The 21,411-nt window shown below is 74.8% G+C and carries 15 protein-coding genes and 1 tRNA gene; 13 read left to right on the top strand and 3 right to left on the bottom strand.

Annotated features, from left to right (window positions below; translation table 11 throughout):
* Positions 1 to 484: 484 nt before the first annotated feature.
* Entirely contained in the window at positions 485 to 1,825 is a 1,341-nt protein-coding gene (murA, locus tag NX801_RS26605) for a UDP-N-acetylglucosamine 1-carboxyvinyltransferase (RefSeq protein WP_258790472.1), read from the bottom strand.
* Positions 1,826 to 2,078: 253 nt separating this feature from the next.
* Between murA and NX801_RS26600 the strand changes: the two genes are divergently transcribed.
* The 9 genes from NX801_RS26600 to NX801_RS26555 all read left to right on the top strand — a co-directional run bounded on the left by NX801_RS26600 (position 2,079) and on the right by NX801_RS26555 (position 14,532).
* Entirely contained in the window at positions 2,079 to 2,789 is a 711-nt protein-coding gene (locus tag NX801_RS26600) for a YqgE/AlgH family protein (RefSeq protein ID WP_258790471.1), read from the top strand.
* A 76-nt stretch (positions 2,790 to 2,865) separates the two neighbouring features.
* Positions 2,866 to 3,153 (top strand): DUF3039 domain-containing protein, encoded by a 288-nt coding sequence (locus NX801_RS26595; RefSeq protein ID WP_023588437.1) that lies wholly within the window; start codon positions 2,866 to 2,868, stop codon positions 3,151 to 3,153.
* 625 nt (positions 3,154 to 3,778) lie between these two features.
* A complete protein-coding gene (locus NX801_RS26590; RefSeq protein ID WP_258790470.1) occupies positions 3,779 to 5,053 on the top strand; it encodes an extracellular solute-binding protein in 1,275 nt (424 codons plus the stop codon).
* Between the two features lie 5 nt (positions 5,054 to 5,058).
* Complete coding sequence (locus NX801_RS26585; RefSeq protein ID WP_258790469.1) at positions 5,059 to 6,099, top strand: carbohydrate ABC transporter permease; 1,041 nt, start codon at positions 5,059 to 5,061, stop codon at positions 6,097 to 6,099.
* 53 nt (positions 6,100 to 6,152) lie between these two features.
* Positions 6,153 to 7,019, top strand: coding sequence for a carbohydrate ABC transporter permease (locus NX801_RS26580; RefSeq protein ID WP_258790514.1), 867 nt, complete (start codon positions 6,153 to 6,155; stop codon positions 7,017 to 7,019).
* A 107-nt stretch (positions 7,020 to 7,126) separates the two neighbouring features.
* Entirely contained in the window at positions 7,127 to 8,878 is a 1,752-nt protein-coding gene (locus NX801_RS26575; RefSeq protein WP_258790513.1) for a beta-N-acetylhexosaminidase, read from the top strand.
* A gap of 457 nt (positions 8,879 to 9,335) precedes the next feature.
* Complete coding sequence (locus NX801_RS26570; RefSeq protein WP_258790468.1) at positions 9,336 to 10,211, top strand: FAD binding domain-containing protein; 876 nt, start codon at positions 9,336 to 9,338, stop codon at positions 10,209 to 10,211.
* Complete coding sequence (locus NX801_RS30855) at positions 10,208 to 12,217, top strand: 2Fe-2S iron-sulfur cluster-binding protein (RefSeq protein ID WP_309505906.1); 2,010 nt, start codon at positions 10,208 to 10,210, stop codon at positions 12,215 to 12,217. Before NX801_RS26570 ends, NX801_RS30855 begins: the two co-directional genes overlap by 4 nt.
* Positions 12,214 to 14,532: a xanthine dehydrogenase family protein molybdopterin-binding subunit gene (locus NX801_RS26555; RefSeq protein WP_258790466.1), complete on the top strand. Its 2,319-nt coding sequence runs from the start codon at positions 12,214 to 12,216 to the stop codon at positions 14,530 to 14,532. Before NX801_RS30855 ends, NX801_RS26555 begins: the two co-directional genes overlap by 4 nt.
* A 152-nt stretch (positions 14,533 to 14,684) precedes the next feature.
* Here the strand turns inward: NX801_RS26555 and NX801_RS26550 are convergent.
* Positions 14,685 to 14,759: transfer RNA gene (locus tag NX801_RS26550), tRNA-Cys, on the bottom strand.
* A gap of 343 nt (positions 14,760 to 15,102) precedes the next feature.
* Between NX801_RS26550 and NX801_RS26545 the strand changes: the two genes are divergently transcribed.
* The 4 genes from NX801_RS26545 (at position 15,103) to NX801_RS26530 (ending at position 20,814) form a co-directional block, all read left to right on the top strand.
* A complete protein-coding gene (locus NX801_RS26545; protein WP_258790464.1) occupies positions 15,103 to 16,581 on the top strand; it encodes an MFS transporter in 1,479 nt (492 codons plus the stop codon).
* A gap of 301 nt (positions 16,582 to 16,882) precedes the next feature.
* Entirely contained in the window at positions 16,883 to 18,670 is a 1,788-nt protein-coding gene (locus NX801_RS26540; RefSeq protein ID WP_258790463.1) for a DEAD/DEAH box helicase, read from the top strand.
* 515 nt (positions 18,671 to 19,185) lie between these two features.
* The gene (locus NX801_RS26535) at positions 19,186 to 19,827 is read left to right on the top strand and encodes an IclR family transcriptional regulator (protein WP_258790462.1); all 642 of its coding nucleotides are present in this window, start codon (positions 19,186 to 19,188) and stop codon (positions 19,825 to 19,827) included.
* A gap of 189 nt (positions 19,828 to 20,016) precedes the next feature.
* Positions 20,017 to 20,814 carry a S16 family serine protease gene (locus tag NX801_RS26530; RefSeq protein ID WP_258790460.1) on the top strand — a complete coding sequence of 266 codons (798 nt, stop codon included), beginning with the start codon at positions 20,017 to 20,019 and terminating at the stop codon, positions 20,812 to 20,814.
* 36 nt (positions 20,815 to 20,850) lie between these two features.
* Here NX801_RS26530 and NX801_RS26525 read toward each other — a convergent pair whose 3' ends face one another.
* The gene (locus NX801_RS26525; RefSeq protein WP_258790458.1) at positions 20,851 to 21,321 is read right to left on the bottom strand and encodes an Lrp/AsnC family transcriptional regulator; all 471 of its coding nucleotides are present in this window, start codon (positions 21,319 to 21,321) and stop codon (positions 20,851 to 20,853) included.
* Positions 21,322 to 21,411: the final 90 nt, after the last annotated feature.

Genomic DNA, 21,411 nt, shown 5'->3' with positions numbered 1-21,411 from the left:
CCGCCCGTGTACGGGTACGGAGGCGGCCCGGCGGTACGGGCAGGGGCTCCGGCCCCGGCGGTACGGGTACGGTCCGGGCCGCCGGCGCCCGGGTACGGGCACGGTCCGTGCCGTACCGGTTGCGCCTGCCCGTACTCGTACGCGAAGGGGGCGGGCCCGGGCGGTGCCCGGCCGGGGAGACGCCGAAGGCCCCCGCCGGTGACGGGGGCCTTCGCTGAAGCCAGGGGCCAGGGGGCCGGGTGCCGCGGGCCCACCGGGCCGGGCGCGCCACCGGCCGGCGGAGCGTCAACTCGCCCGGCCCGCACCCGGGGTGACGTACGGTCAGCCGGGCGGTGGGTCGGCAGCCGGCCGGACCGCGAGCCGGCCAGCCGGCCGACCGTGAGCCGGCCGGGCGATCACCGGAGAGCCGCCCGATCGGAGGACCGGCCGGGCGGGCGACAACCGGCCGAAGAGCCGGACTGCCGGGCGGCCGGGTGGCGGCCGGTCAGACGACGGTCGCGCCCGGCAGCTCGACCTTGGCGCCGAGCTCCACGAGCTTCTCCATGAAGTTCTCGTAGCCGCGGTTGATCAGCTCGATGCCGTGCACCCGCGAGGTGCCCTGGGCCGCCAGCGCGGCGATCAGGTACGAGAAGCCGCCGCGCAGGTCGGGGATGACCAGATCGGCGCCCTGGAGCTTGGTCGGGCCGGAGACAACCGCCGAATGGAGGAAGTTCCGCTGCCCGAAGCGGCAGTCGGAGCCGCCCAGGCACTCCCGGTACAGCTGGATGTGGGCACCCATCTGGTTGAGCGCCGAGGTGAAGCCCAGCCGCGACTCGTACACCGTCTCGTGGACGATGGAGAGCCCGGCCGCCTGGGTCAGCGCCACCACCAGCGGCTGCTGCCAGTCGGTCTGGAAGCCGGGGTGCACGTCCGTCTCCAGGGCGATCGCGTTGAGCGAGCCGCCCGGGTGCCAGAAGCGGATGCCCTCGTCGTCGATCTCGAAGGCACCGCCCACCTTCCGGTAGGTGTTGAGGAAGGTCATCATCGAGCGCTGCTGGGCGCCGCGCACATAGATGTTGCCCTCGGTGGCCAGCGCCGCCGACGCCCAGGAGGCCGCCTCCAGGCGGTCCGGGAGCGCCCGGTGGGTGTAGCCGCCGAGCTTGTCCACACCGGTGATCCGGATGGTCCGGTCGGTGTCCATGGAGATGATGGCGCCCATCTTCTGCAGCACGCAGATGAGGTCCTCGATCTCCGGCTCCACGGCCGCGTTGGACAGCTCGGTGACACCCTCCGCCAGGACGGCGGTGAGCAGCACCTGCTCGGTGGAACCGACCGACGGGTAGGGCAGCCGGATCTTGGTGCCGCGCAGCCGCTGCGGGGCCTCCAGGTACTGGCCGTCCGCCCGCTTCTCGATGGTCGCGCCGAACTGGCGGAGCACGTCGAAGTGGAAGTCGATCGGCCGGCCGCCGATGTCGCAGCCGCCCAGCCCCGGGATGAAGGCGTGGCCCAGCCGGTGCAGCAGCGGGCCGCAGAAGAGGATCGGGATGCGGGAGGAGCCCGCGTGGGCGTCGATGTCGGCGACATTGGCCGATTCCACATGGGTCGGGTCCAGTACCAGCTCGCCCGGCTCCTCACCGGGGCGGACGGTCACCCCGTGCAGCTGGAGCAGGCCGCGTACGACCCGGACATCGCGGATGTCCGGCACATTGCGCAGCCGGCTCGGCCCGCTGCCGAGCAGGGCGGCGACCATCGCCTTGGGCACGAGGTTCTTCGCGCCGCGGACGCGGATCTCGCCCTCCAGCGGGGTTCCGCCGTGGACAAGCAGTACATCGTCTGTGCCGGTCATGAATCTCGCGTTCCGGAGTGATGGGCAGGGGACCAGAAGAAAGGGTAAGGGGGCGCGGGCCCCCTTTTGTATGGGCCGGGGGGCCCCGCGAATGTAATGAATCGGGTACAACACGGTCCGTCTGTGATCACGTGCGGAGCGTCACGCTCCGTTTTGTGCCGGGGGTGCGCTCTCCGGCGCCGGTGAGCTGCGGTTCGGCCGTACCTCGTCCACGACCCCCCGCACGGGGCGAAGATGGGGGATCATGTCAGGCATGACCGAGGTGTCCTCGCTCACAGGGCGGCTGCTCGTCGCCTCTCCCGCGCTGGCGGACCCGAACTTCGACCGCGCGGTGGTCCTGCTGCTCGACCACGACGAGGAGGGCGCGCTCGGCGTGGTCCTCAACCGGCCGACCCCGGTGGACGTCGGCGACATCCTGGAGTCCTGGGCGCCGCTCGCCGGGGCGCCCGGGGTGGTCTTCCAGGGCGGCCCGGTCTCCCTGGACTCGGCGCTGGGTGTCGCGGTGGTACCGGGCGACGAGCCCGGCGAGCCCGGCCCCGGCGGCCGGTCCGGCGGCCGGCGGCCCGCCGGACCCGGACCCGGTGCGGTCCGGGCCGGGGAGGCGGGCGGCGCGACCGGTGGCGCGGGGGCCGGGACGGTCGGTGCCCGCGACGGCGGTCCGGGCGGCCGGGAGCCGCTGGGCTGGCGCCGGGTGTACGGGGCGATCGGCCTGGTGGACCTGGAGACCCCGCCGGAGCTGCTGGCGGCGGCGCTGGGCTCGCTGCGGATCTTCGCCGGGTACGCCGGCTGGGGACCGGGCCAGCTGGAGGGCGAACTGGCCGAAGGGGCCTGGTTCGTCGTCGACTCCGAGCCCGGTGACGTCTCCTCCCCGGAGCCCCAGCGGCTGTGGCGGGCGGTGCTCCGGAGGCAGCGCAGCGAGCTGGCGATGATCGCCACTTATCCGGACGATCCCTCGCTCAACTGACCGAGTGTGGCGTCGTTCGGCGGACCCGTTCCGGGGCCCGCCCGACGCCGGTGCGCCGGGGGTACCCTTGGAGGCCATGAGCACTCTTGAGCCCGAGCGCGGGGCAGGTACGGGGACCCTCGTAGAGCCGACACCGCAGGTGTCCCACGGCGACGGCGACCATGAGCGCTACGCCCACTACGTCCAGAAGGACAAGATCATGGCGAGTGCCCTCGACGGCACTCCCGTGGTGGCGCTGTGTGGCAAGGTCTGGGTGCCGGGCCGTGACCCGAAGAAGTACCCGGTCTGCCCGATGTGCAAGGAGATCTACGAGTCCATGGGCGCCGGTGGCGACAAGGACAAGGGCGGCAAGGACAAGAAGTAGCCGGTTGGCCGGCTGACTGTCCGACCGGTCGGCCGCTTGACCGGTCCGGCCGGACGGCCGTGGGCCCCCGGGGCGCGTACACGAAGGTGTGCGCGCCCCGGGGGCCTTCGCCTTGCACGGGCCTTCGCGTCGCATCGACCTTGGCGTCGCGTGGACCTTCGTCTTGCCTGGGCTTTCACGTCGCATGGGGCCTTGGCGGGCGCCGGCCTTGGCATCGATGGGGCCTTGGCGGGCGCCGGCCTTGGCATCGCGCGGGCCTTGGCGGGCACCGGCCTTGGCGTCGCGCGCGGGCCCTCGCGTTGCACGGAGTGCCGCGCCACCCGGGACGCGCGTTGCACGGGATGCTTCCTGAGGGCGGAAGTGGTCAAGACCTCTTGTGGGGCCCTCGCGGGCCGTCCTAGTCTCCTGCCTGTCCTGCCCGTTGTGCAGTACGAAACGCCTGTTGCACAGGATGCAACGCGCTGGGGGGAGCCCAGACATGACGTTCCTGAAACCGCACCCGAAGCCGTCCCTGAAACCGCACGTGAAGCCGCATCGGAAGCTGTCCCGGACGCTGTCCCCGGGGCCGTTCCCCAAGCCGGCCCGGTCACCGGGGCCGGGGCCGTCCGGGCGTCTCGGGGCCGCCGTGGCGGGCCTCGCCCTCGCCGGGCTCGCCGTCGCCGGCTGCGCCCCGGGCACCTCCGGCACCGGCGCCCAGCGGGACGACAAGGGCGGCACCCTGCGGGTGTGGCTCTTCCAGGAGGTCGGCAACAAGCCCAAGGAGCGGGTGGTCGACTCCGCCGTGGCCGGGTTCCGGAAGCGCCACCCGGAGGCCCGGGTCGAGATCGAGTACATCCCCGTCGAGACCCGGGCCCAGCGGATCAAGGCCGCCTTCAACGACCCAGCCAGCGCCCCCGACCTCGTCGAGTACGGCAACACCGACACCGCCGGGTACGTCAAGGACGGCGGACTCGCGGACATCAGCGCCGAGTTCGGCGCCTGGGACGAGACCAGGGACACCGACCCGACCGCGCGCACCTCCGTCACCGTGGACGGCAAGGTCTACGGGGCACCGCTCTTCGTCGGTGTGCGGGCGCTCTACTACCGCACCGACGTCTTCCGCGAACTCGGCCTCTCCGCACCGAAGTCGCAGACCGAACTGATCGCGACCGCGAAGAAGGCGCACCGGGCCAGGCCCGAGCTGTACGGGCTCGCGGTCGGCGGCGCCTACACCTATGGCGCCCTGCCGTTCCTCTGGGCGCACGGCGGTGAGCTCGCCACCCGCGACGGCGGTACGTACCGGGCGGCCGTCGGCAGTCCGGCGGCGCGCCGGGGCATCGCCGCGTACACCTCGCTCTTCGGGCCCGACAACTGCCCGCCCGCCAAGTGCGCCGCGATGGGCGGCAACGCCACCGTCACCGCCTTCGCCTCGGGGCGGGCGGCCATGGCGATCGGCGGCGACTTCAGCCACGCGGCGGTGGAGGCGGGCCCGGTGAAGGGGAAGTACGCGGTGGTGCCGCTGCCCGGGGTGAAGCCCGGTTCCGTCGCCCCGGCCTTCGCGGGCGGCAACAACCTCGGTGTGCTGCGCAGCAGTTCGCACCGCACCCTGGCGGTCGAGCTGCTGAAGTCGCTGGCCGGCAAGGAGACGCAGGGCCGGCTCTTCGACGCGATGGGTTTTCTGCCGACGTACACCGATGTACGGGCCGAGGCCGCGCGCAAGCAGCCGTTCGTGAAGCCGTTCATCGACACGCTGGCGGCGGGCACCAGGTTCGTGCCCGGCTCGCCGGGCTGGGGGCGGATCGACGCCGGGCAGGTGCTGCCCACCATGTTCCAGGAGATCGTCAGCGGCCGTAAGGACGTGGCCACCGCCTCCGCCGACGCGGCCCGGACGATGGACGCGGCCTTCGCGGAGGCGGGCTGACCGCCATGGCGACGAGCGCGCGTACGAGTACGGACACCCCTGCGGGTACGGAGAAGGGCGTCCGCCCCGGCCCCGGGCGCGGTCCCGGAGGCGCCCCCGGACCGGGACGTGAGCTCCGGCGCGACCGGGCCCCCGGGCCCGGGCGGCGGCGCGGGGCGGGGAGCGGGTCCGGGCACGGCGGGTGGACGCCCTGGCTCTATCTGGCGCCCGCGCTGGCGGTGCTGGCCGGTCTGCTGGTCTACCCGATCTACCAGTTGGGGCTGATCTCCCTGCTGGAGTACACCCAGGCGCAGGTGAGCGGCGGTGCGCCGACCTCCTTCCAGGGCCTGGGCAACTACCGGGCGCTCGCCGCCGACCCGGAGTTCTGGCGGGTCCTGCTGGCCACCGTGGTGTTCGCCGCCGCCTGTGTGGTCGCCACCCTGGCGGTCGGCTGCGCCCTCGCCGTGCTGCTGACCCGGGTGCGGGCGGTGCCCCGGCTGGCGCTGATGCTGGCCGCGCTCGGCGCCTGGGCGACGCCCGCCGTCACCGGGTCCACCGTCTGGGTGTTCCTCTTCGACCCGGACTTCGGGCCGGTCAACCGGCTGTTCGGGCTGGGGGACTTCTCCTGGACCTACGAGCGGTACAGCGCCTTCGCCCTGGTGCTCTTCGAGGTCGTCTGGTGCTCGTTCCCGTTCGTCATGGTCACCGTGTACGCCGGGATCCGGGCCGTGCCGGCCGAGGTGCTGGAGGCGGCCGCGCTCGACGGGGCCTCGCAGTGGCGCATCTGGCGCTCCGTCACCGCGCCGCTGCTGCGGCCGATCCTGGTGGTCGTCACCATTCAGTCGATCATCTGGGACTTCAAGATCTTCACTCAGATCTATGTGATGACCAACGGCGGCGGTATCGCCCGGCAGAACCTGGTCCTCAATGTGTACGCGTACCAGAAGGCGTTCGCCTCCTCGCAGTACAGCCTGGGCTCGGCCATCGGCGTGGTGATGCTGCTGATCCTGCTCGCCGTCACCCTGGTCTACCTCCGCCTCGTCCGCCGCCAGGGAGCGGAGCTGTGAGCCCCGCCGCCCCGAAGGCGCGCGGACGCCTGGTCCCCCGGTCCGGACGCCTGATCCGTCCGGCGGGGCGCCCGGTCCGCCGGCCGGGACGCCTGGTCCGCCGGCCCGGGCGGGCGGTCGCGGAGGCCGTGACGCTGCTGATCGCGCTGGTGGTGTCCTTCCCGCTGTACTGGATGGTCCTCTCCGCCCTCAAGCCGGCGGGGGAGATCCAGTCGGCCGAGCCCCGCCCCTGGACCCTCCGTCCCTCGCTGGACTCCTTCCGGCGGGTCTTCGAGCAGCAGGACTTCGGCCGCTACTTCCTCAACAGCCTGTTCGTCGCGGGCTCGGTGGTCGTCGCCTCGGCCCTGATCGCCTTTCTGGCCGCGACGGCGGTGACCCGGTTCCGCTTCCGGTTCCGCACCACCCTGCTGATCATGTTCCTGGTCGCCCAGATGGTGCCGGTCGAGGCGCTGACGATCCCGCTGTTCTTCCTGATGCGGGACCTCGGACAGCTCAACACCCTGGGCGCGCTGATCCTGCCGCACCTGGCCTTCTCGCTGCCGTTCGCGATCTGGATGCTGCGCGGCTTCGTCAAGGCGGTGCCGGAGGCGCTGGAGGAGGCGGCCTACCTGGACGGGGCGAGCCGGGCCCGGTTCCTCTGGGGGATCCTCTTCCCGCTGGTCTTCCCGGGTCTGGTGGCGACGAGCGTCTTCTCCTTCATCTCGGCCTGGAACGACTTCCTCTTCGCCAAGTCCTTCCTGATCAGCGATGTCTCGCAGTCGACCCTGCCGATGGCGCTGCTGGTCTTCTTCAAGCCGGACGAGAACGACTGGGGCGGAATCATGGCCGCCTCGACCGTGATGACCGTGCCGGTCCTGGTCTTCTTCGTCCTCGTGCAGCGGCGGCTGGTCTCCGGCCTGGGCGGCGCGGTGAAGGACTGACGCGATGAAGGACTGAGGGGACGGAGAGCGGCACCCGACGGAGAGCCGGGGGAGAGCAGCGGAAGGGGAGACGGATGCGGGACGGTACGGAGACGGGGCGCGCGGCCATGGGTGACGGCGGCGCCGGCGGTGGCGGTGGCGCGGGAGGTGCGGGTGGGGCTCCCGGGGAACCGGCCGTGGCGCTGGTCCCGGCGCCGCTCGGGGTGCGTACGGCACCGGGCACGCCCGGGTTCACCCTGGACGCGGCGACCGTGGTGGACGCGGGCCCCGGCACCGAGCGGGCGGCGCGGCGGTTGCGGGCCACCGTGGGCGCGGCGACCGGACTCCCGCTGGCCCCGTTCGCCGGAGCCGGAGCCGGAGCCGGAGCCGGAGCCGGAGCCGGAGCCGGTACGGGAGGCGGCGTCGTCCGGCTGCGGGTGGACGCCGAGGCGGCCGGCGACCGGGGGCCGGAGAGCTATGCGCTGCGCTCCGGGCCGGACGGGGTGACCGTGTCCGGCGGCGGCCCGGCGGGCGTCTTCTGGGGCGTGGAGACGCTCCGTCAGCTGCTCGGCCCGGACGCCTGCCGCCGGGCGCCGCTCGACCCGGACCGGCGCTGGACCGTGCCCGCGCTCACCGTCACCGACGCGCCCCGGTTCGGCTGGCGGGGCATGCTGCTGGACGTCGCCCGGCACTTCCTGCCCAAGGACGACGTGCTGCGCCAGCTCGATCTGCTCGCCGCGCACAAGCTGAACGTCCTGCACCTCCATCTCACCGACGACCAGGGCTGGCGGGTCGAGATCCGGCGCTTCCCGGAGCTCACCGCGACCGGTGCCTGGCGGGCGCGCAGCAAGCACGGCCACCGGGCCTCGCCGCTCTGGAACGAGACCCCGCACGGCGGTCACTACACCCGCGACGACATCCGCGAGATCGTCGCGTACGCCGCCGAGCGGCACATCCGGATCGTCCCGGAGATCGACGTGCCGGGGCACTCGCAGGCCGCCATCGCCGCGTACCCCGAACTCGGCAACACCGATGTCGTCGACACCACCGCCCTCTCCGTCTGGGACACCTGGGGGGTCAGTCCGAACGTACTCGCCCCCACCGACACCACCGTCCGCTTCTACGAGCAGGTGTTCGACGAGATCCTGGAGCTCTTTCCGGCCGAGGTCTCGCCCTTCGTCCACATCGGCGGCGACGAGTGCCCCAAGGACCAGTGGCGCGCCTCCCCGGCGGTCAAGGCCCGGATCGCGGAGCTGGGGCTCGCGGACGAGGACGCCCTCCAGTCCTGGTTCATCCGTCACTTCGACCGCTGGCTGGCCGAGCGGGGCCGCCGGCTGATCGGCTGGGACGAGATCCTGGAGGGCGGCCTCGCCCCGGGCGCCGCCGTCTCCTCCTGGCGGGGGTACGCGGGCGGGATCGCCGCCGCCGAGGCCGGCCACGACGTCGTCATGTGCCCCGAGCAGTACGTGTATCTGGACCACCGGCAGGCGCCCGGCGACGACGAACCGGTGCCCATCGGATATGTCCGCACCCTGGAGGACGTCTACCGGTTCGAGCCGGTTCCGGGGGAGCTGTCGGACGAGGCCGCCGCCCATGTGCTGGGCACCCAGGCCAATGTCTGGTCCGAGGCGCTCGACAGCCGGGCCCGGGTCGACTACCAGACCTTCCCCCGGCTGGTGGCGCTCGCCGAGGTCGCCTGGTCCGCCCTGCCGCCGCCGGCCGCCCGGGACTTCGCGGACTTCGAGCGCCGGATGGCCGTCCACTACCACCGGCTGGACGCGTTCGGCGTCGACTACCGGCCACCTTCCGGCCCTTCGCCCTGGCAGCGCCGCCCCGGGGTGCTCGGCCGCCCGATCGAGGGAGCGCCCCCGAACGTGTGAGCCTGGTGCGCCGGAGCCGCCCCCGAAGGTGTGAGTTCGCGGCGGTACGACCTGCCGCCGGAGCGCCACCGGGACTCCACCGGCCCCCGACCGGTCGCTTCCGCTCGGGTCCGGTCGCTTCCGGTCGGTCGGACAAGTCGTACGAGATCGCCGATACGTGGCAATTCGCCCCAGCCGCCGAAGCGGTGACAAAACCTCTCATCCCGCAGGTCATGGGGCGTCCGGTACGGATGCGCCCGTCATGGACCCTCGCGCCGGTCGCGCCGGAAGATGTGCCAGAGTTGCCACGTCCGGGCCGTGAGCACGTACGGTACGGCCACATGCTGGGAACGGCCGAGGAGCGCCGAGAAGTGCTGCGAAGCGCTGAGACCGGGGCGCGGCGACGGCGCGGCCCCGGCGTGACGGTGCGGCCGGGGACGGCCGGGGACAGCCGGGAGACCGGGAAGGGGCAGCTGGGTTGACCACGCACGCACCGCGGGCGACGCAGTCAGTGACGTTGCCGGCCACGCTGGACGCGGCGGTGGCGGCGCTCACCGCCATGCCCGCCGCCGTGCCCGTCGCGGGTGGTACGGACCTGATGGCCGCCGTCAACCGGGGCCAGCTCCGCCCCGCCGGGCTGGTCGGCCTCGGCCGGGTCAACGAGATCCGCGGCTGGCAGTACCAGGACGGCCACGCCCTGCTCGGCGCCGGACTCACCCACGCCCGGATGGGCCGCCCCGACTTCGCCGCGCTCATCCCCGCGCTGGCCGCCGCCGCCCGCGCCGCCGGGCCGCCGCAGATCCGCAACGCGGGCACCCTCGGCGGCAACATCGTCACCGGCGCGCCCACCGGTGACGCGCTGCCGGTGCTGGCCGCGCTGGAGGCCGATCTGGTGGTCGCCGGCCCCGGCGGCACCCGGGAGCTGCCGGTCTCCCACCTGCTGACCGGGCGCGAACTGCTCGGCCCCGCCGAGCTGGTCGGCTTCGTCCGGGTGCCGCTGCTGCACGCCCCGCAGGTGTTCCTCAAGGCCACCGGCCGCACCGGTCCCGGCCGGGCGACCGCCTCGGTCGCGGTCGTGCTGGACCCGGCCCGGCGCGGGGTGCGCTGCGCCGTCGGGGCGATCGCGCCGATGCCGCTGCGCCCGCTCGACGCCGAGCACTGGATCGCCTCGCTGATCGACTGGGACGGCGACCGGGGGCTGGCCCCCGAGGCGCTGACCGCCTTCGGCGAGTACGTGGCCGCCGCCTGTGTCCCCGACCCGCCGGGCGACGAGCAGTTGCCGCCCGCCGTACTGCATCTGCGGCGCACGGTCGCCGCGCTGGCCCGACGGGCACTGGGGAGGGCGCTGTCATGACCGCCGAGGAGAACGAGAACCAGCACGAGCGGCAGCCGCACCCGTACGGCCCCGGGGCCTGGCAGCCGGTGCCGCAGGGCGAGTACGACCAGGACGCCACCGCCTTCGTGCAGTTGCCGCCCGGTCTGGCGCTGGACGCCACCCCGCTGGCCGCGCCCGGCCACGGCTATGTGCCGCCGTACATCCAGGCGCCCGAGGGAGCCGAGGCGCCCGGGGCTCCCGGCGGCTGGGCCGCGCCGCAGCAGGCGGCCGTCTGGCACCGGGGGCCCGACGAGGCCGGCCACCCCGACCCGTCGGGCACGGCGCCGGCCGCCGGGTACCCGGAACCGGGGTACCCGGGTGGTACGGACTACCCGGGCGGCGAGCCGTATCCGGCGGGACGGCCCGAGGCGCCGGGCGAGCCGGGCGTGTCCGGTGGACCCGGTGCGTCGTCGTCCGGCGTGCCCGGTCACGAGCAGGTCTACGGCGCGGAGTACGACCCCCGGGGCGCGGAGTACGAGGCCCCGTACGACCCGAGCGCCACCGCGCGGTGGGACTTCCGGGAGGCCGCCGCTCCGGAGCCCGCGCCCGCCCCGGCCTCCGCCGCGCCCCCGGCGCCCACCGAGCCGACCGGCCAGTGGCACATCCCGGTCGCGGACGGCGACCTCCCCGACGAGTCCGGCGAGTACCAGCTGTCCGCCGCCTCGGCCTGGGCGGCGGCCGACCGGCCGGCCACCCTGCCCGGCGGAGCCCCCGCCCCCTGGGCCACCGTCCCGGCACCCGAACCGGAACCCCAGCCGGAGCCGGAACCGGAGTCGCGTCCGGAGCCGGAAGCGGAATCCGCACCGGAGTCCGGACCGAAATTCGTGCCCGGCCAGGAACTGGCGCCCGGGCCGGGGGAGGAGCCGCTGGTCGCCGGGGCGCCGGCGGCCGAACCCGCCCGTGCGACGGAACCCGCCCCGGAGACCGAAGCGGAACCCACGTGGGAGCCGGAACCGGAAGCCGTCGGCCCGGAGCCCGGGCCGGAGGCCGTCGCCCCGGGGGCCGAGCCGGAAGCCGTGGCCGGGGCCGCCGAGCCCGTGGCCGGGGCCGTCGCGACCGCCGGGCCCGGAGCCGTACCCGAATCCGCCGTGCCCGTCGGGTCGCCGGTGTCCGGGGGGCCCGCCGCGCCCGTCGGATCCGAGCCCGGGGCCGGGCCGGGCGCCGGGCACCCGGCCGAGCCCGTGGGCGCCGCGCCGGTGGGTGCCGAGCCGGTGACCGTCGGCGCGCCCGGTGCCGTCGCCGACCCCTCGGCCGGTGCCGCCCCCGAAGCCGTCCCGTACCCGGAACCCGGTACGCGGGGCGGCACGGAACCCGGCACGGAGGGTGCCCCCGAGGCGGTGGCCGCCGGTCCCGCTCCCGACCCCGGCGCCGGTGAGGAACACCCGCACATCTCGTACGCCCTGCGGGTGAACGGTATGGACCGCCCGGTCGTCGACGCCTGGATCGGGGAGTCGCTGCTCTACGTGCTGCGCGAGCGCCTCGGCCTGGCGGGCGCCAAGGACGGCTGCTCCCAGGGCGAGTGCGGCGCCTGCAATGTGCTGGTCGACGGCCGGCTGGTCGCCTCCTGCCTGGTGCCCGCGGCCACCGCGGCCGGCAGCGAGGTGCGTACCGTCGAGGGTCTGGCGGCCAACGGCGAGCCCAGCGACATCCAGCGGGCGCTCGCCAAGTGCGGGGCCGTGCAGTGCGGTTTCTGCGTGCCCGGCATGGCTATGACCGTGCACGACCTGCTCCAGGGCAACCACGCCCCGACCGAGCTGGAGACCCGGCAGGCGCTCTGCGGCAACCTCTGCCGCTGCACCGGCTACCGGGGCGTGCTGGACGCCGTGCGGGAGGTCGTCGCCGAGCGCGAGGCGAGCGCCGCCGCGGCGGCCGGGACCGGAGCCGTACCGGAGGGCGGGACGCCACCGCCGCCGGACGGGCCGCCGGTACCGCGCATTCCGCACCAGGCCCAGGCACCCCACCCGTACGAGGGAGGCATGGCGTGAGCAACGACGCGGCCACCGCCGTCCCGGCGGCCGACGGCCCCCGGCCGGAGGAGCAACCGCCCACCCACGGCATCGGGGCCTCGCTGCCCGCCGCCGACGCCCGCGCCAAGGCCGAGGGCACCTTCCCCTACGCGGCCGACCTCTGGGCCGAGGGGCTGCTCTGGGCGGCGCTGCTGCGCTCCCCGCACGCGCACGCCCGGATCGTGTCCGTGGACACCAGTGCCGCCGCCGCGCTGCCCGGGGTACGGGCGGTGGTCACCGCCGCCGATGTGCCGGGCGACGCGGCGTACGGCCGGAAGGTGGCCGACCGCCCGGTCTTCGCCTCCGGCCTGGTGCGCCACCACGGCGAGGCCATCGCGGCGGTCGCGGCCGACCATCCGGACACCGCCCGGCTGGCGGCGGCGGCCATCCATGTGGAGTACGAGCCGCTGGAACCGGTCACCGACCCGGAGCAGGCGTTCTCCGCCGAACCGCTGCACCCGGACGGCAATCTGATCCGGCACATCCCGCTGAGCTACGGCGACCCCGAGGTCACCGGCGAGGTGGTGGTCGAGGGGCTCTACCGGATCGGCCGCCAGGACCCCGCGCCGATCGGCGCCGAGGCCGGACTCGCGGTGCCCCGGCCGGACGGCGGGGTGGAGATCTACACCGCCTCCACCGACCCGCACACCGACCGGAACCTCGCCGCCGCCTGCTACGGCCTGGAGCCCGAACGGGTGAAGATCGTGGTCACCGGGGTGCCCGGCGCCACCGGCGACCGCGAGGACCCCGGCTTCCAGATCCCGCTGGGCCTGCTGGCGCTGCGCACCGGCTGCCCGGTAAAGCTGGCGGCGACCCGCGAGGAGTCGTTCCTCGGCCACGCCCACCGCCACCCGACGCTGCTCCGCTACCGCCACCACGCGGACGCCGAGGGCCGGCTGGTCAAGGTGGAGGCGCAGATCCTGCTGGACGCGGGCGCCTACGCGGACGACTCCAGCGAGTCGCTGGCCGCCGCGGTCGCCTTCGCCTGCGGGCCGTACGTGGTGCCGCACGCCTTCATCGAGGGCTGGGCGGTGCGCACCAACAACCCGCCCTCCGGCCATGTCCGGGGCGAGGGCGCGATGCAGGTGTGCGCCGCGTACGAGGGCCAGATGGACAAGCTGGCGGCCAGACTCGCCATGGACCCGGCCGAGTTGCGGCTGCGCAATGTGCTGGCGACCGGGGACATCCTGCCGACCGGCCAGACCGTGACCTGCCCGGCCCCGGTGGCCGAACTGCTGCGCGCGGTACGGGACTTCCCGCTGCCCGCGCTGCCCAAGGACGGGCCCGAGGAGGACTGGCTGCTGCCGGGCGGACCGGAGGGCGCGGGTGAGCCGGGCGCGGTCCGCCGGGGCGTCGGGTACGCCCTGGGCATGGTGCACATGCTCGGCGCCGAGGGTGCCGACGAGGTGTCCACGGCCACCGTCCGGGTGCACGACGGGGTGGCCACCGTGCTCTGCGCGGCGGTCGAGACCGGCCAGGGCTTCACCACGCTGGCCCGGCAGATCGTGCAGGAGGTGCTGGGCGTCGAGGAGGTGCACGTCGCCCCGGTCGACACCGACCAGCCCCCGGCGGGACCGGCGGCGCACGGCCGGCACACCTGGGTCTCCGGCGGCGCGGTGGAGCGGGCGGCCAAGATGGTCCGCACCCAGCTTCTCCAGCCGCTGGCCCACCAGTTCGGCATGTCCACCGAGCTGCTCCAGATCGCCGACGGCAAGATCACCTCGTACGACGGGGTGCTCTCCACCACCGTGATGGAGGCGCTGGACGGCAAGGAGCTGTGGGCCACCGCCCAGTGCCGCCCGCACCCCACCGAGCCGCTGGACGGGGCCGGCCAGGGCGACGCCTTCGTGGGCCTCGCCTTCTGCGCCGTCCGCGCGGTGGTGGACGTGGACATCGAGATCGGTTCGGTACGGGTGGTCGAGATGGCCGTCGCCCAGGACGTGGGCCGGGTGCTGAACCCGGCCCAGCTCGCCACCCGGATCGAGGCGGGCGTGACCCAGGGCGTGGGCGCCGCGCTCACCGAGAACCTCCGCACCGCGCGCGGCCTGGTCCGCCGCCCGGACCTCACCGGGTACGCCCTGCCGACCGCGCTGGACGCCCCGGACATCCGGATCGTCAAGCTGGTGGAGGAGCGGGACGTGGTGGCCCCGTTCGGCGCGAAGGCGGCGAGCGCGGTGCCGGTGGTCACCTCCCCGGCGGCGGTGGCGGCCGCGGTCCGCGCGGCCACCGGCCGCCCGGTCAACCGCCTGCCCATCCGCCCCCAGGCCGCCGTCGCCGCCCCCGCCCGGAGCTGAGACCGGGCGCTCCGGCCCCGCCCGGAGGCGCCCGGCCCGGTTCGGGCCCGGGGGCGTACGCGCGGCGGGCGGAAGGGCGCGGCCGGCGCACGCGCGAAGGGCGCGGCCCCGGTGAGGTACCGGAACCGCGCCCCGGGGCAGGACGCCCCGTGTGGAGACCGTGGCGGGAATCGAACCCGCGTAACTGGGTTTGCAATCCAGTCCCTCAACCACTCGGGCACACGGTCGTGGTCGTGCTCGTTGTCGTGCGTGTTCGCTGTCGTGCGTGGGTGCTTCGGTCATGACCGTAGGCCGCCCGGCGGCGGGCGCGGAAGGCCGGCGCGGGGGCCGCAACACGACTGCCACGGTGCGTTCACGGGCGTTGGCCCGGGTTCACGGGGCGTACGACGCCGTTACGGCCGGGTTCATCACCGCGCGGCCGGCCGTACGGCCCGGTCGCTCCGGTGGCCTGCGGCCGGCGCGTTCGGGGGCGTACGGCCAGGGGTCCTCGGGGACGTACGACCAAGGGACGAGTCCGATCACGACCCGCGACAGGGTCCCACCCGCCGGACGCCCCTTACGCTGAGCCGCATGACCGCCTCGGAGCCGCACCCCACCGCCGACCCGCCCGCCCTCGCTTCCGGCTCCGCCCCCGGGCCCGCCCCCGGCGGCCCGGGGACGAAGGCGGGCGTGCTCGACCGGGCGCACCGGGCGCTCAGCGTCGGGACGGTCTCGGTCGTCCTGCTCATCGCCTTCGAGGCGACCGCCGTGGGCACGGCCATGCCGGTCGCCGCCCGCGAGCTGCACGGGGTGGCGCTCTACGCGTTCGCCTTCTCGGCCTACTTCACCACCAGCCTCTTCGCCATGGTGCTGGCCGGACAGTGGTCCGACCGCTCCGGGCCGCTGGCGCCGCTCACCACGGGGATCAGCGCCTTCGCCGCCGGACTGCTGCTCGCCGGGACGGCCGGGTCGATGCTGGTCTTCATCCTCGGCCGGGCGGTGCAGGGGCTCGGCGGCGGGCTGGTGATCGTGGCGCTGTACGTGGTGGTGAGCCGGGCGTACGCGGAGGAGCTGCGGCCCGCGATCATGGCCGCTTTCGCCGCGAGCTGGGTCGTCCCCTCGGTGGTCGGCCCGCTGGTCGCCGGCACCGTCACCGAACAGCTCGGCTGGCGCTGGGTGTTCCTCGGCATACCGGTGCTGGTGGTGCTCCCGCTCGCCCTGGCGCTGCCCGCCATCCGCCGGACCGCGTCCGGGCCGGCCGACCCGGACGCGCCGCCGGTGCCGTTCGACCGGCGCCGGATCCGGCTGGCGCTCGGCATCTCGCTGGGCGCCGGACTGCTCCAGTACGCCGGGCAGCACCTGCGGCTCCTCTCCCTGCTCCCGGCCCTGGCGGGCGCCGCCCTGCTGGTCCCCTCGGTGCTCCGGCTGCTGCCGCGCGGCACCTACCGGGCGGCGCGGGGGCTGCCCTCGGTGGTGCTGCTGCGCGGACTGGCGGCCGGGTCGTTCATCGCGGCCGAGTCGTTCGTGCCGCTGATGCTGGTCACCCAGCGGGGCCTGAGTCCCACCCTGGCCGGGCTCTCGCTGGCGGTCGGCGGCGCCACCTGGGCGCTGGGCTCCTTCCTCCAGTCCCGGCCGCGCGTCGCGCCGTACCGGGAGCGCCTGGTGGTGCTGGGCATGGTCCTGGTCGCCGCCGCCATCCTCACCGCGCCCAGTGTGCTGATCCCCGCCGTGCCCGCCTGGATCGTGGCGGTGGCCTGGGCCGTCGGCTGCTTCGGCATGGGCCTGGTGATCGCCGCCACCAGTGTGCTGCTGCTCAAGCTCTCCGCGCCCGAGGAGGCCGGCGCCAACTCGGCGGCGCTCCAGATCTCCGACGCGCTCTCCAACGTCCTGCTGCTGGCCGGCGGCGGCGCCGCCTTCGCCGCACTGGGCGGAGGCGCGGTGGGCGCCGCCGCCCACGGCGCGGCCCACGCGGCCGGCGGCTCCCACCCGGCCGCCTTCGCCGCCGTCTTCCTCCCCATGGCCGCGGTGGCCCTGGCCGGCTCCTGGGTGGCGACCCGGCTCCGGACCTGAGGGGGGGCGCACCGGCGCAAACCGGTACCGCGGGCCGGGGGCGGGACGGCACCATGCCGGTATGACCGAGCACTTCCGACCCCGGGAAGACCCGGAGGGCGCCCTGCGGCCGCATGCCGGGGCAACGGACGTCACCGCTGAGACGCTCCTCCAGCGGGCCCGCTGGGGCGGGGGCGGCACCGGGGGTGTGAGCCGTGTCGCACCCCTGGCTTCATGGGCCGGTCCGGGCGGGGGCGGGGGGAGGCACCGGTAGGGTGGCCCGGTTGTCGTACGTAACCGAGGGCCCCCGAGTTCGGAGACCGTGACTACTACCGCCGCCTCCCATCACCTCTCACCCGCCTTTCCCGGCCGGGCCCCCTGGGGCACCGCCAACAAGCTGCGTGCCTGGCAGCAGGGCGCCATGGACCGGTACATCCAGGAGCAGCCCCGGGACTTCCTGGCGGTCGCCACGCCCGGCGCCGGAAAGACGACGTTCGCGCTGACGCTGGCCTCCTGGCTGCTCCACCACCATGTGGTGCAGCAGGTCACCGTGGTCGCCCCCACCGAGCACCTGAAGAAGCAGTGGGCGGCCGCCGCCGCGCGGATAGGGATCAAGCTCGACCCGGACTACAGCGCCGGACCGCTCAGCAAGGAGTACCACGGGGTCGCCATCACCTACGCGGGTGTCGGCGTCCGCCCGATGCTGCACCGCAACCGGTGCGAGCAGCGGAAGACGCTGGTCATCCTGGACGAGATCCACCACGCCGGCGACTCCAAGTCCTGGGGCGAGGCGTGTCTGGAGGCGTTCGAGCCGGCCACCCGCCGGCTGGCGCTCACCGGCACCCCGTTCCGCTCGGACACCAACCCGATCCCCTTCGTCACGTACGCGGAGGGCAACGACGGGATCCGGCGGTCCGCCGCCGACTACACGTACGGATACGGCAACGCCCTCGGCGACGGCGTGGTCCGGCCGGTCATCTTCCTCAGCTACAGCGGCAACATGCGCTGGCGCACCAAGGCCGGTGACGAGATCGCCGCCCGGCTGGGCGAGCCGATGACCAAGGACGCCGTCTCCCAGGCCTGGCGCACCGCGCTCGACCCGCGCGGCGACTGGATGCCCAATGTGCTGCGCGCCGCCGACCACCGGCTCACCGAGGTCCGCAAGGCCATCCCGGACGCCGGCGGCCTGGTCATCGCCTCCGACCAGGACTCGGCCCGCGCCTACGCCAAGCTGATCCGCGAGATCACCGGCACCCGGGCCACCGTGGTGCTCTCCGACGACGCGGGCGCCTCCAAGCGGATCGACGAGTTCAGCGAGAACGAGGACCGCTGGATGGTCGCGGTCCGGATGGTCTCCGAGGGCGTCGACGTCCCCCGGCTGGCCGTCGGCGTCTACGCGACCACCATCTCCACCCCGCTCTTCTTCGCCCAGGCCGTCGGCCGCTTCGTGCGCTCCCGGCGGCGCGGCGAGACCGCCTCGGTCTTCGTGCCGACCATCCCCTCCCTGCTGACCTTCGCCAATGAGATGGAGGTCGAGCGCGACCACGTCCTCGACAAGCCGAAGAAGGAGGGCGAGGAGGACCCCTACGCCGAGTCCGAGAAGGAGATGGACGAGGCCAACCGGGAGCAGGACGAGGACACCGGCGAACAGGACATGCTGCCCTTCGAGGCGCTGGAGTCCGACGCCGTCTTCGACCGGGTGCTCTACGACGGCGCCGAGTTCGGCATGCAGGCCCACCCCGGCAGCGCCGAGGAGCAGGACTACCTCGGCATCCCCGGGCTGCTCGAACCGGACCAGGTGCAGCTGCTGCTCCGCAAGCGGCAGGCCCGGCAGATCGCGCACAGCAAGCAGAAGCCGTCCGAGGAGGCCGACCTCCTCGAACTCCCGGCCGAGCGCCGCCCGGTGGTCTCCCACAAGGAGCTGCTGGAACTGCGCAAGCAGCTGAACACCATGGTCGGCGCGTACGTCCACCAGAGCGGCAAGCCGCACGGGGTGATCCACACCGAGCTGCGCCGGGTGTGCGGCGGCCCGCCGAGCGCCGAGGCCACCGCCGGGCAGATCCGGGAACGGATCAAGAAGGTCCAGGAGTGGGCCACCCGGATGCGGTGAGCCACGCCCCGTCCCGGCGACCGGCCGCCCGTCCCGGGAGGCCGGCCGCCGGGGACTGCCGGTGCCCGGGGTTGTGTCCGCGAGTCGCTCCGGGGCGCGGGCCGTCCCCCGGGTGCCGATCACCGGTCTCCGGGGCGTCGGCCGGGCCGGTCCCCCCGGGGGCCCCGCCGGACTCCGGCGTCGGCCGCCGGCCGGGGCTGCGCCCGCCGGGGACTGCCGGTGCCCGGACCGCCGGCGCCTGAGGGGCTCCGCCCCCGCCCCGCACCCCCGCGTTCCGGAACCCCGGCGCCCGGATTCTGGACGAGGTCTTCCGCTGAGCGGAGTCCGTCGCTACTGTCCCCGGCACATACGAAACGCCCCGTGGCAGCGCCGCCGCGGAGCGCAGCCGGTGTGCCAGGGCCTGCCGGCGGGCTCTCCGTGCGTCCCCGACGGGACCGGTGACCACGGAAACACCCGGCGGGTCGTGCGCGCCGGGCGGGGTCCGCCGGTCACTTCACTGTGAAGGAGAGGGCGTCGTGACCGCGGAGACCTCCCAGACGCTCGACCGGGGACTGCGTGTCCTCAAGCTGCTCGCCGACACCGACCACGGGCTGACCGTCACCGAGCTCTCGCACCGCCTCGGCGTCAACCGGACCGTCGTCTACCGTCTGCTCGCCACCCTGGAGCAGCACTCCCTGGTACGCCGGGACCTCGGCGGCCGGGCCCGCGTCGGGCTCGGGGTGCTCAGGCTGGGGCGGCAGGTGCACCCGCTGGTCCGCGAGGCCGCGCTGCCGGCCCTGCGGTCGCTGGCCGAGGACGTCGGGGCCACCGCTCATCTCACCCTGGCGGACGGGGCCGACGCCCTGGCCGTGGCGGTGGTCGAGCCGACCTGGACCGACTACCACGTGGCCTACCGGGCCGGGTTCCGCCATCCGCTGGGCCGGGGCGCCGCCGGCCGGGCCATACTCGCCGCCCGGAGGGGCGCCCTCGACGACCCCGGCTACACCCTGACCCACGGCGAGCTGGAGGCGGGCGCCAGCGGGGCGGCGGCTCCGCTCCTGGGCGTCAGCGGCATCGAGGGCAGCGTGGGCGTGGTGATGCTGGTGGACGCCGTACCGGACCGGGTCGGCCCCCGGGTGGTGGACGCGGCCCGGGAGGTCGTGGAGGCCCTGCGGTGAGGACGGCGGGCCGGTGCCGGTGACGACTGCGGGCCGGTGGCGGCTGCAGGGCGCCGGGCCGGTGGCGGTGCGGTCGGTGAGCCGGTGATGGTGCGGCCGGCGGCCCGGTGGTGGTGCGGCCGGCGGGCCGGTGGCGCGCGTGTCCGACCGGCGCCCGGTGCGCCGGGCACGGGCCGATAGATTGGCCCCGTGTTCTCCCGTCTCTCCCGCCTCCCCCGTTCGCGTGTCCTGCTGCTGTGCGCGCTGCCGGTCCTCGCCCTCCTCGCGGTGGCCGCGCTCGCGCCGCTGCCGTTCACCCTGGCGGAGCCCGGCTCGACCGCCGATGTGCTGGGCCGGCACCAGGGCGCGCCGGTCATCACGGTGAGCGGCGCGCCGGTCCGCGCGACCAGCGGCCAGCTGCGGGCGACCACCATCGTGGCGACCGGCCCGTCCGCCGAGGTCGGGCTCGGGGACGTACTCGACGCCTGGTTCCGCGAGGACCGGGCCGTACTGCCCCGCGACTCGGTCTATCCGCCGGACAAGTCGGACGCCGAGACCGAGCGGCGCAACCTCAAGCAGATGAGCCAGTCCCAGGACGCCGCCACCCTCGCCGCCCTCGGCTATCTCGGCAAGAGGCCCGAGGACGTCAAGGTCACGCTGAAGCTCGCGGACGTGGGCGGGCCCAGCGCCGGACTCTTCTTCGCGCTCGGCATCGTCGACAAGTTGGCGGGGAACGGCGCGGGCGGCGACCTCACCGGGGGCCGCACCATCGCCGGCACGGGGACGATCGCCCCGGACGGCGAGATCGGCGCGGTCGGCGGGGTCTCGCTCAAGACGCGGGCGGCGGCCCGGGACGGCGCCACCGTCTTCCTGGTCCCGAAGGCCGAGTGCGGGGACGCCGCGGCCCAGCTCCCGCGCGGGCTGCGGCTGATTCCGGTGACCACTCTCAAGGACGCGGTCTCCTCGCTGCGCGCCCTGGACCGGGGCGCCGCGGTCCCCGCCTGCTGAGCCCCGGCCCACCTCCGGCGCCGGAGCGGCGGCGGCTCACCCCTCCGTCGCGGCCTGCTCCACCAGCGGGATGATCCGCAGCGGCACCGGATTCTCCATGACGATCGCGGTGGACGCCCGCACGATGCCCTCGAACGCCACCACCCGGTCGATCACCCGCTGGAGGTCGGCGTTGGAGCGGGCGACCAGCCGGCAGAGCATGTCCCCCCGGCCGGTCGTGGTGTGCAGCTCCAGCACCTCCGGCACCCCGGTCAGATGCGCCCGGACGGCGGCGCCCTGCCCCTGCCGGATCTCCAGGGTGGCGAAGGCGGTCACCGGATAGCCCAGCGCCGCCGGGTCCACCTCCGGGCCGAACCCGCGGATCACCCCGTGCGACTGGAGCCGGTCCAGCCTGGCCTGCACCGTGCCGCGCGCCACCCCGAGCCGCCGCGAGGCCTCCAGCACGCCGATGCGCGGCTCCCGGGCGAGGAGCACGATGAGCCTGCCGTCCAGATGATCGATCGCCATGGCGGCCTCCCGGTGGTCATCCTGTACAGATCGCCCGGACATAGTGGCCACCCGCCGGGCAGATTGACCAGAGGATGCGCGAACTATTGC

The organism is Streptomyces pyxinae, assembly GCF_024756275.1.
Classification (GTDB): Bacteria; Actinomycetota; Actinomycetes; order Streptomycetales; family Streptomycetaceae; genus Streptomyces; species Streptomyces pyxinae.
Note: the sequence above shows the minus strand (reverse complement) of the source record. Positions and strands in the feature narration are given on the sequence as shown.

What these genes read in the sequence shown, in the direction of transcription:
- NX801_RS26595 (WP_023588437.1), top strand. Translation starts at nt 2,866, where the DNA reads ATGAGCACTCTTGAGCCCGAGCGCGGGGCAGGTACGGGGACCCTCGTA.
- murA (WP_258790472.1), bottom strand. Translation starts at nt 1,825, where the DNA reads ATGACCGGCACAGACGATGTACTGCTTGTCCACGGCGGAACCCCGCTG.
- NX801_RS26585 (WP_258790469.1), top strand. Translation starts at nt 5,059, where the DNA reads ATGGCGACGAGCGCGCGTACGAGTACGGACACCCCTGCGGGTACGGAG.
- NX801_RS30855 (WP_309505906.1), top strand. Translation starts at nt 10,208, where the DNA reads ATGACCGCCGAGGAGAACGAGAACCAGCACGAGCGGCAGCCGCACCCG.
- NX801_RS26545 (WP_258790464.1), top strand. Translation starts at nt 15,103, where the DNA reads ATGACCGCCTCGGAGCCGCACCCCACCGCCGACCCGCCCGCCCTCGCT.
- NX801_RS26600 (WP_258790471.1), top strand. Translation starts at nt 2,079, where the DNA reads ATGACCGAGGTGTCCTCGCTCACAGGGCGGCTGCTCGTCGCCTCTCCC.
- NX801_RS26575 (WP_258790513.1), top strand. Translation starts at nt 7,127, where the DNA reads ATGGGTGACGGCGGCGCCGGCGGTGGCGGTGGCGCGGGAGGTGCGGGT.
- NX801_RS26525 (WP_258790458.1), bottom strand. Translation starts at nt 21,321, where the DNA reads ATGGCGATCGATCATCTGGACGGCAGGCTCATCGTGCTCCTCGCCCGG.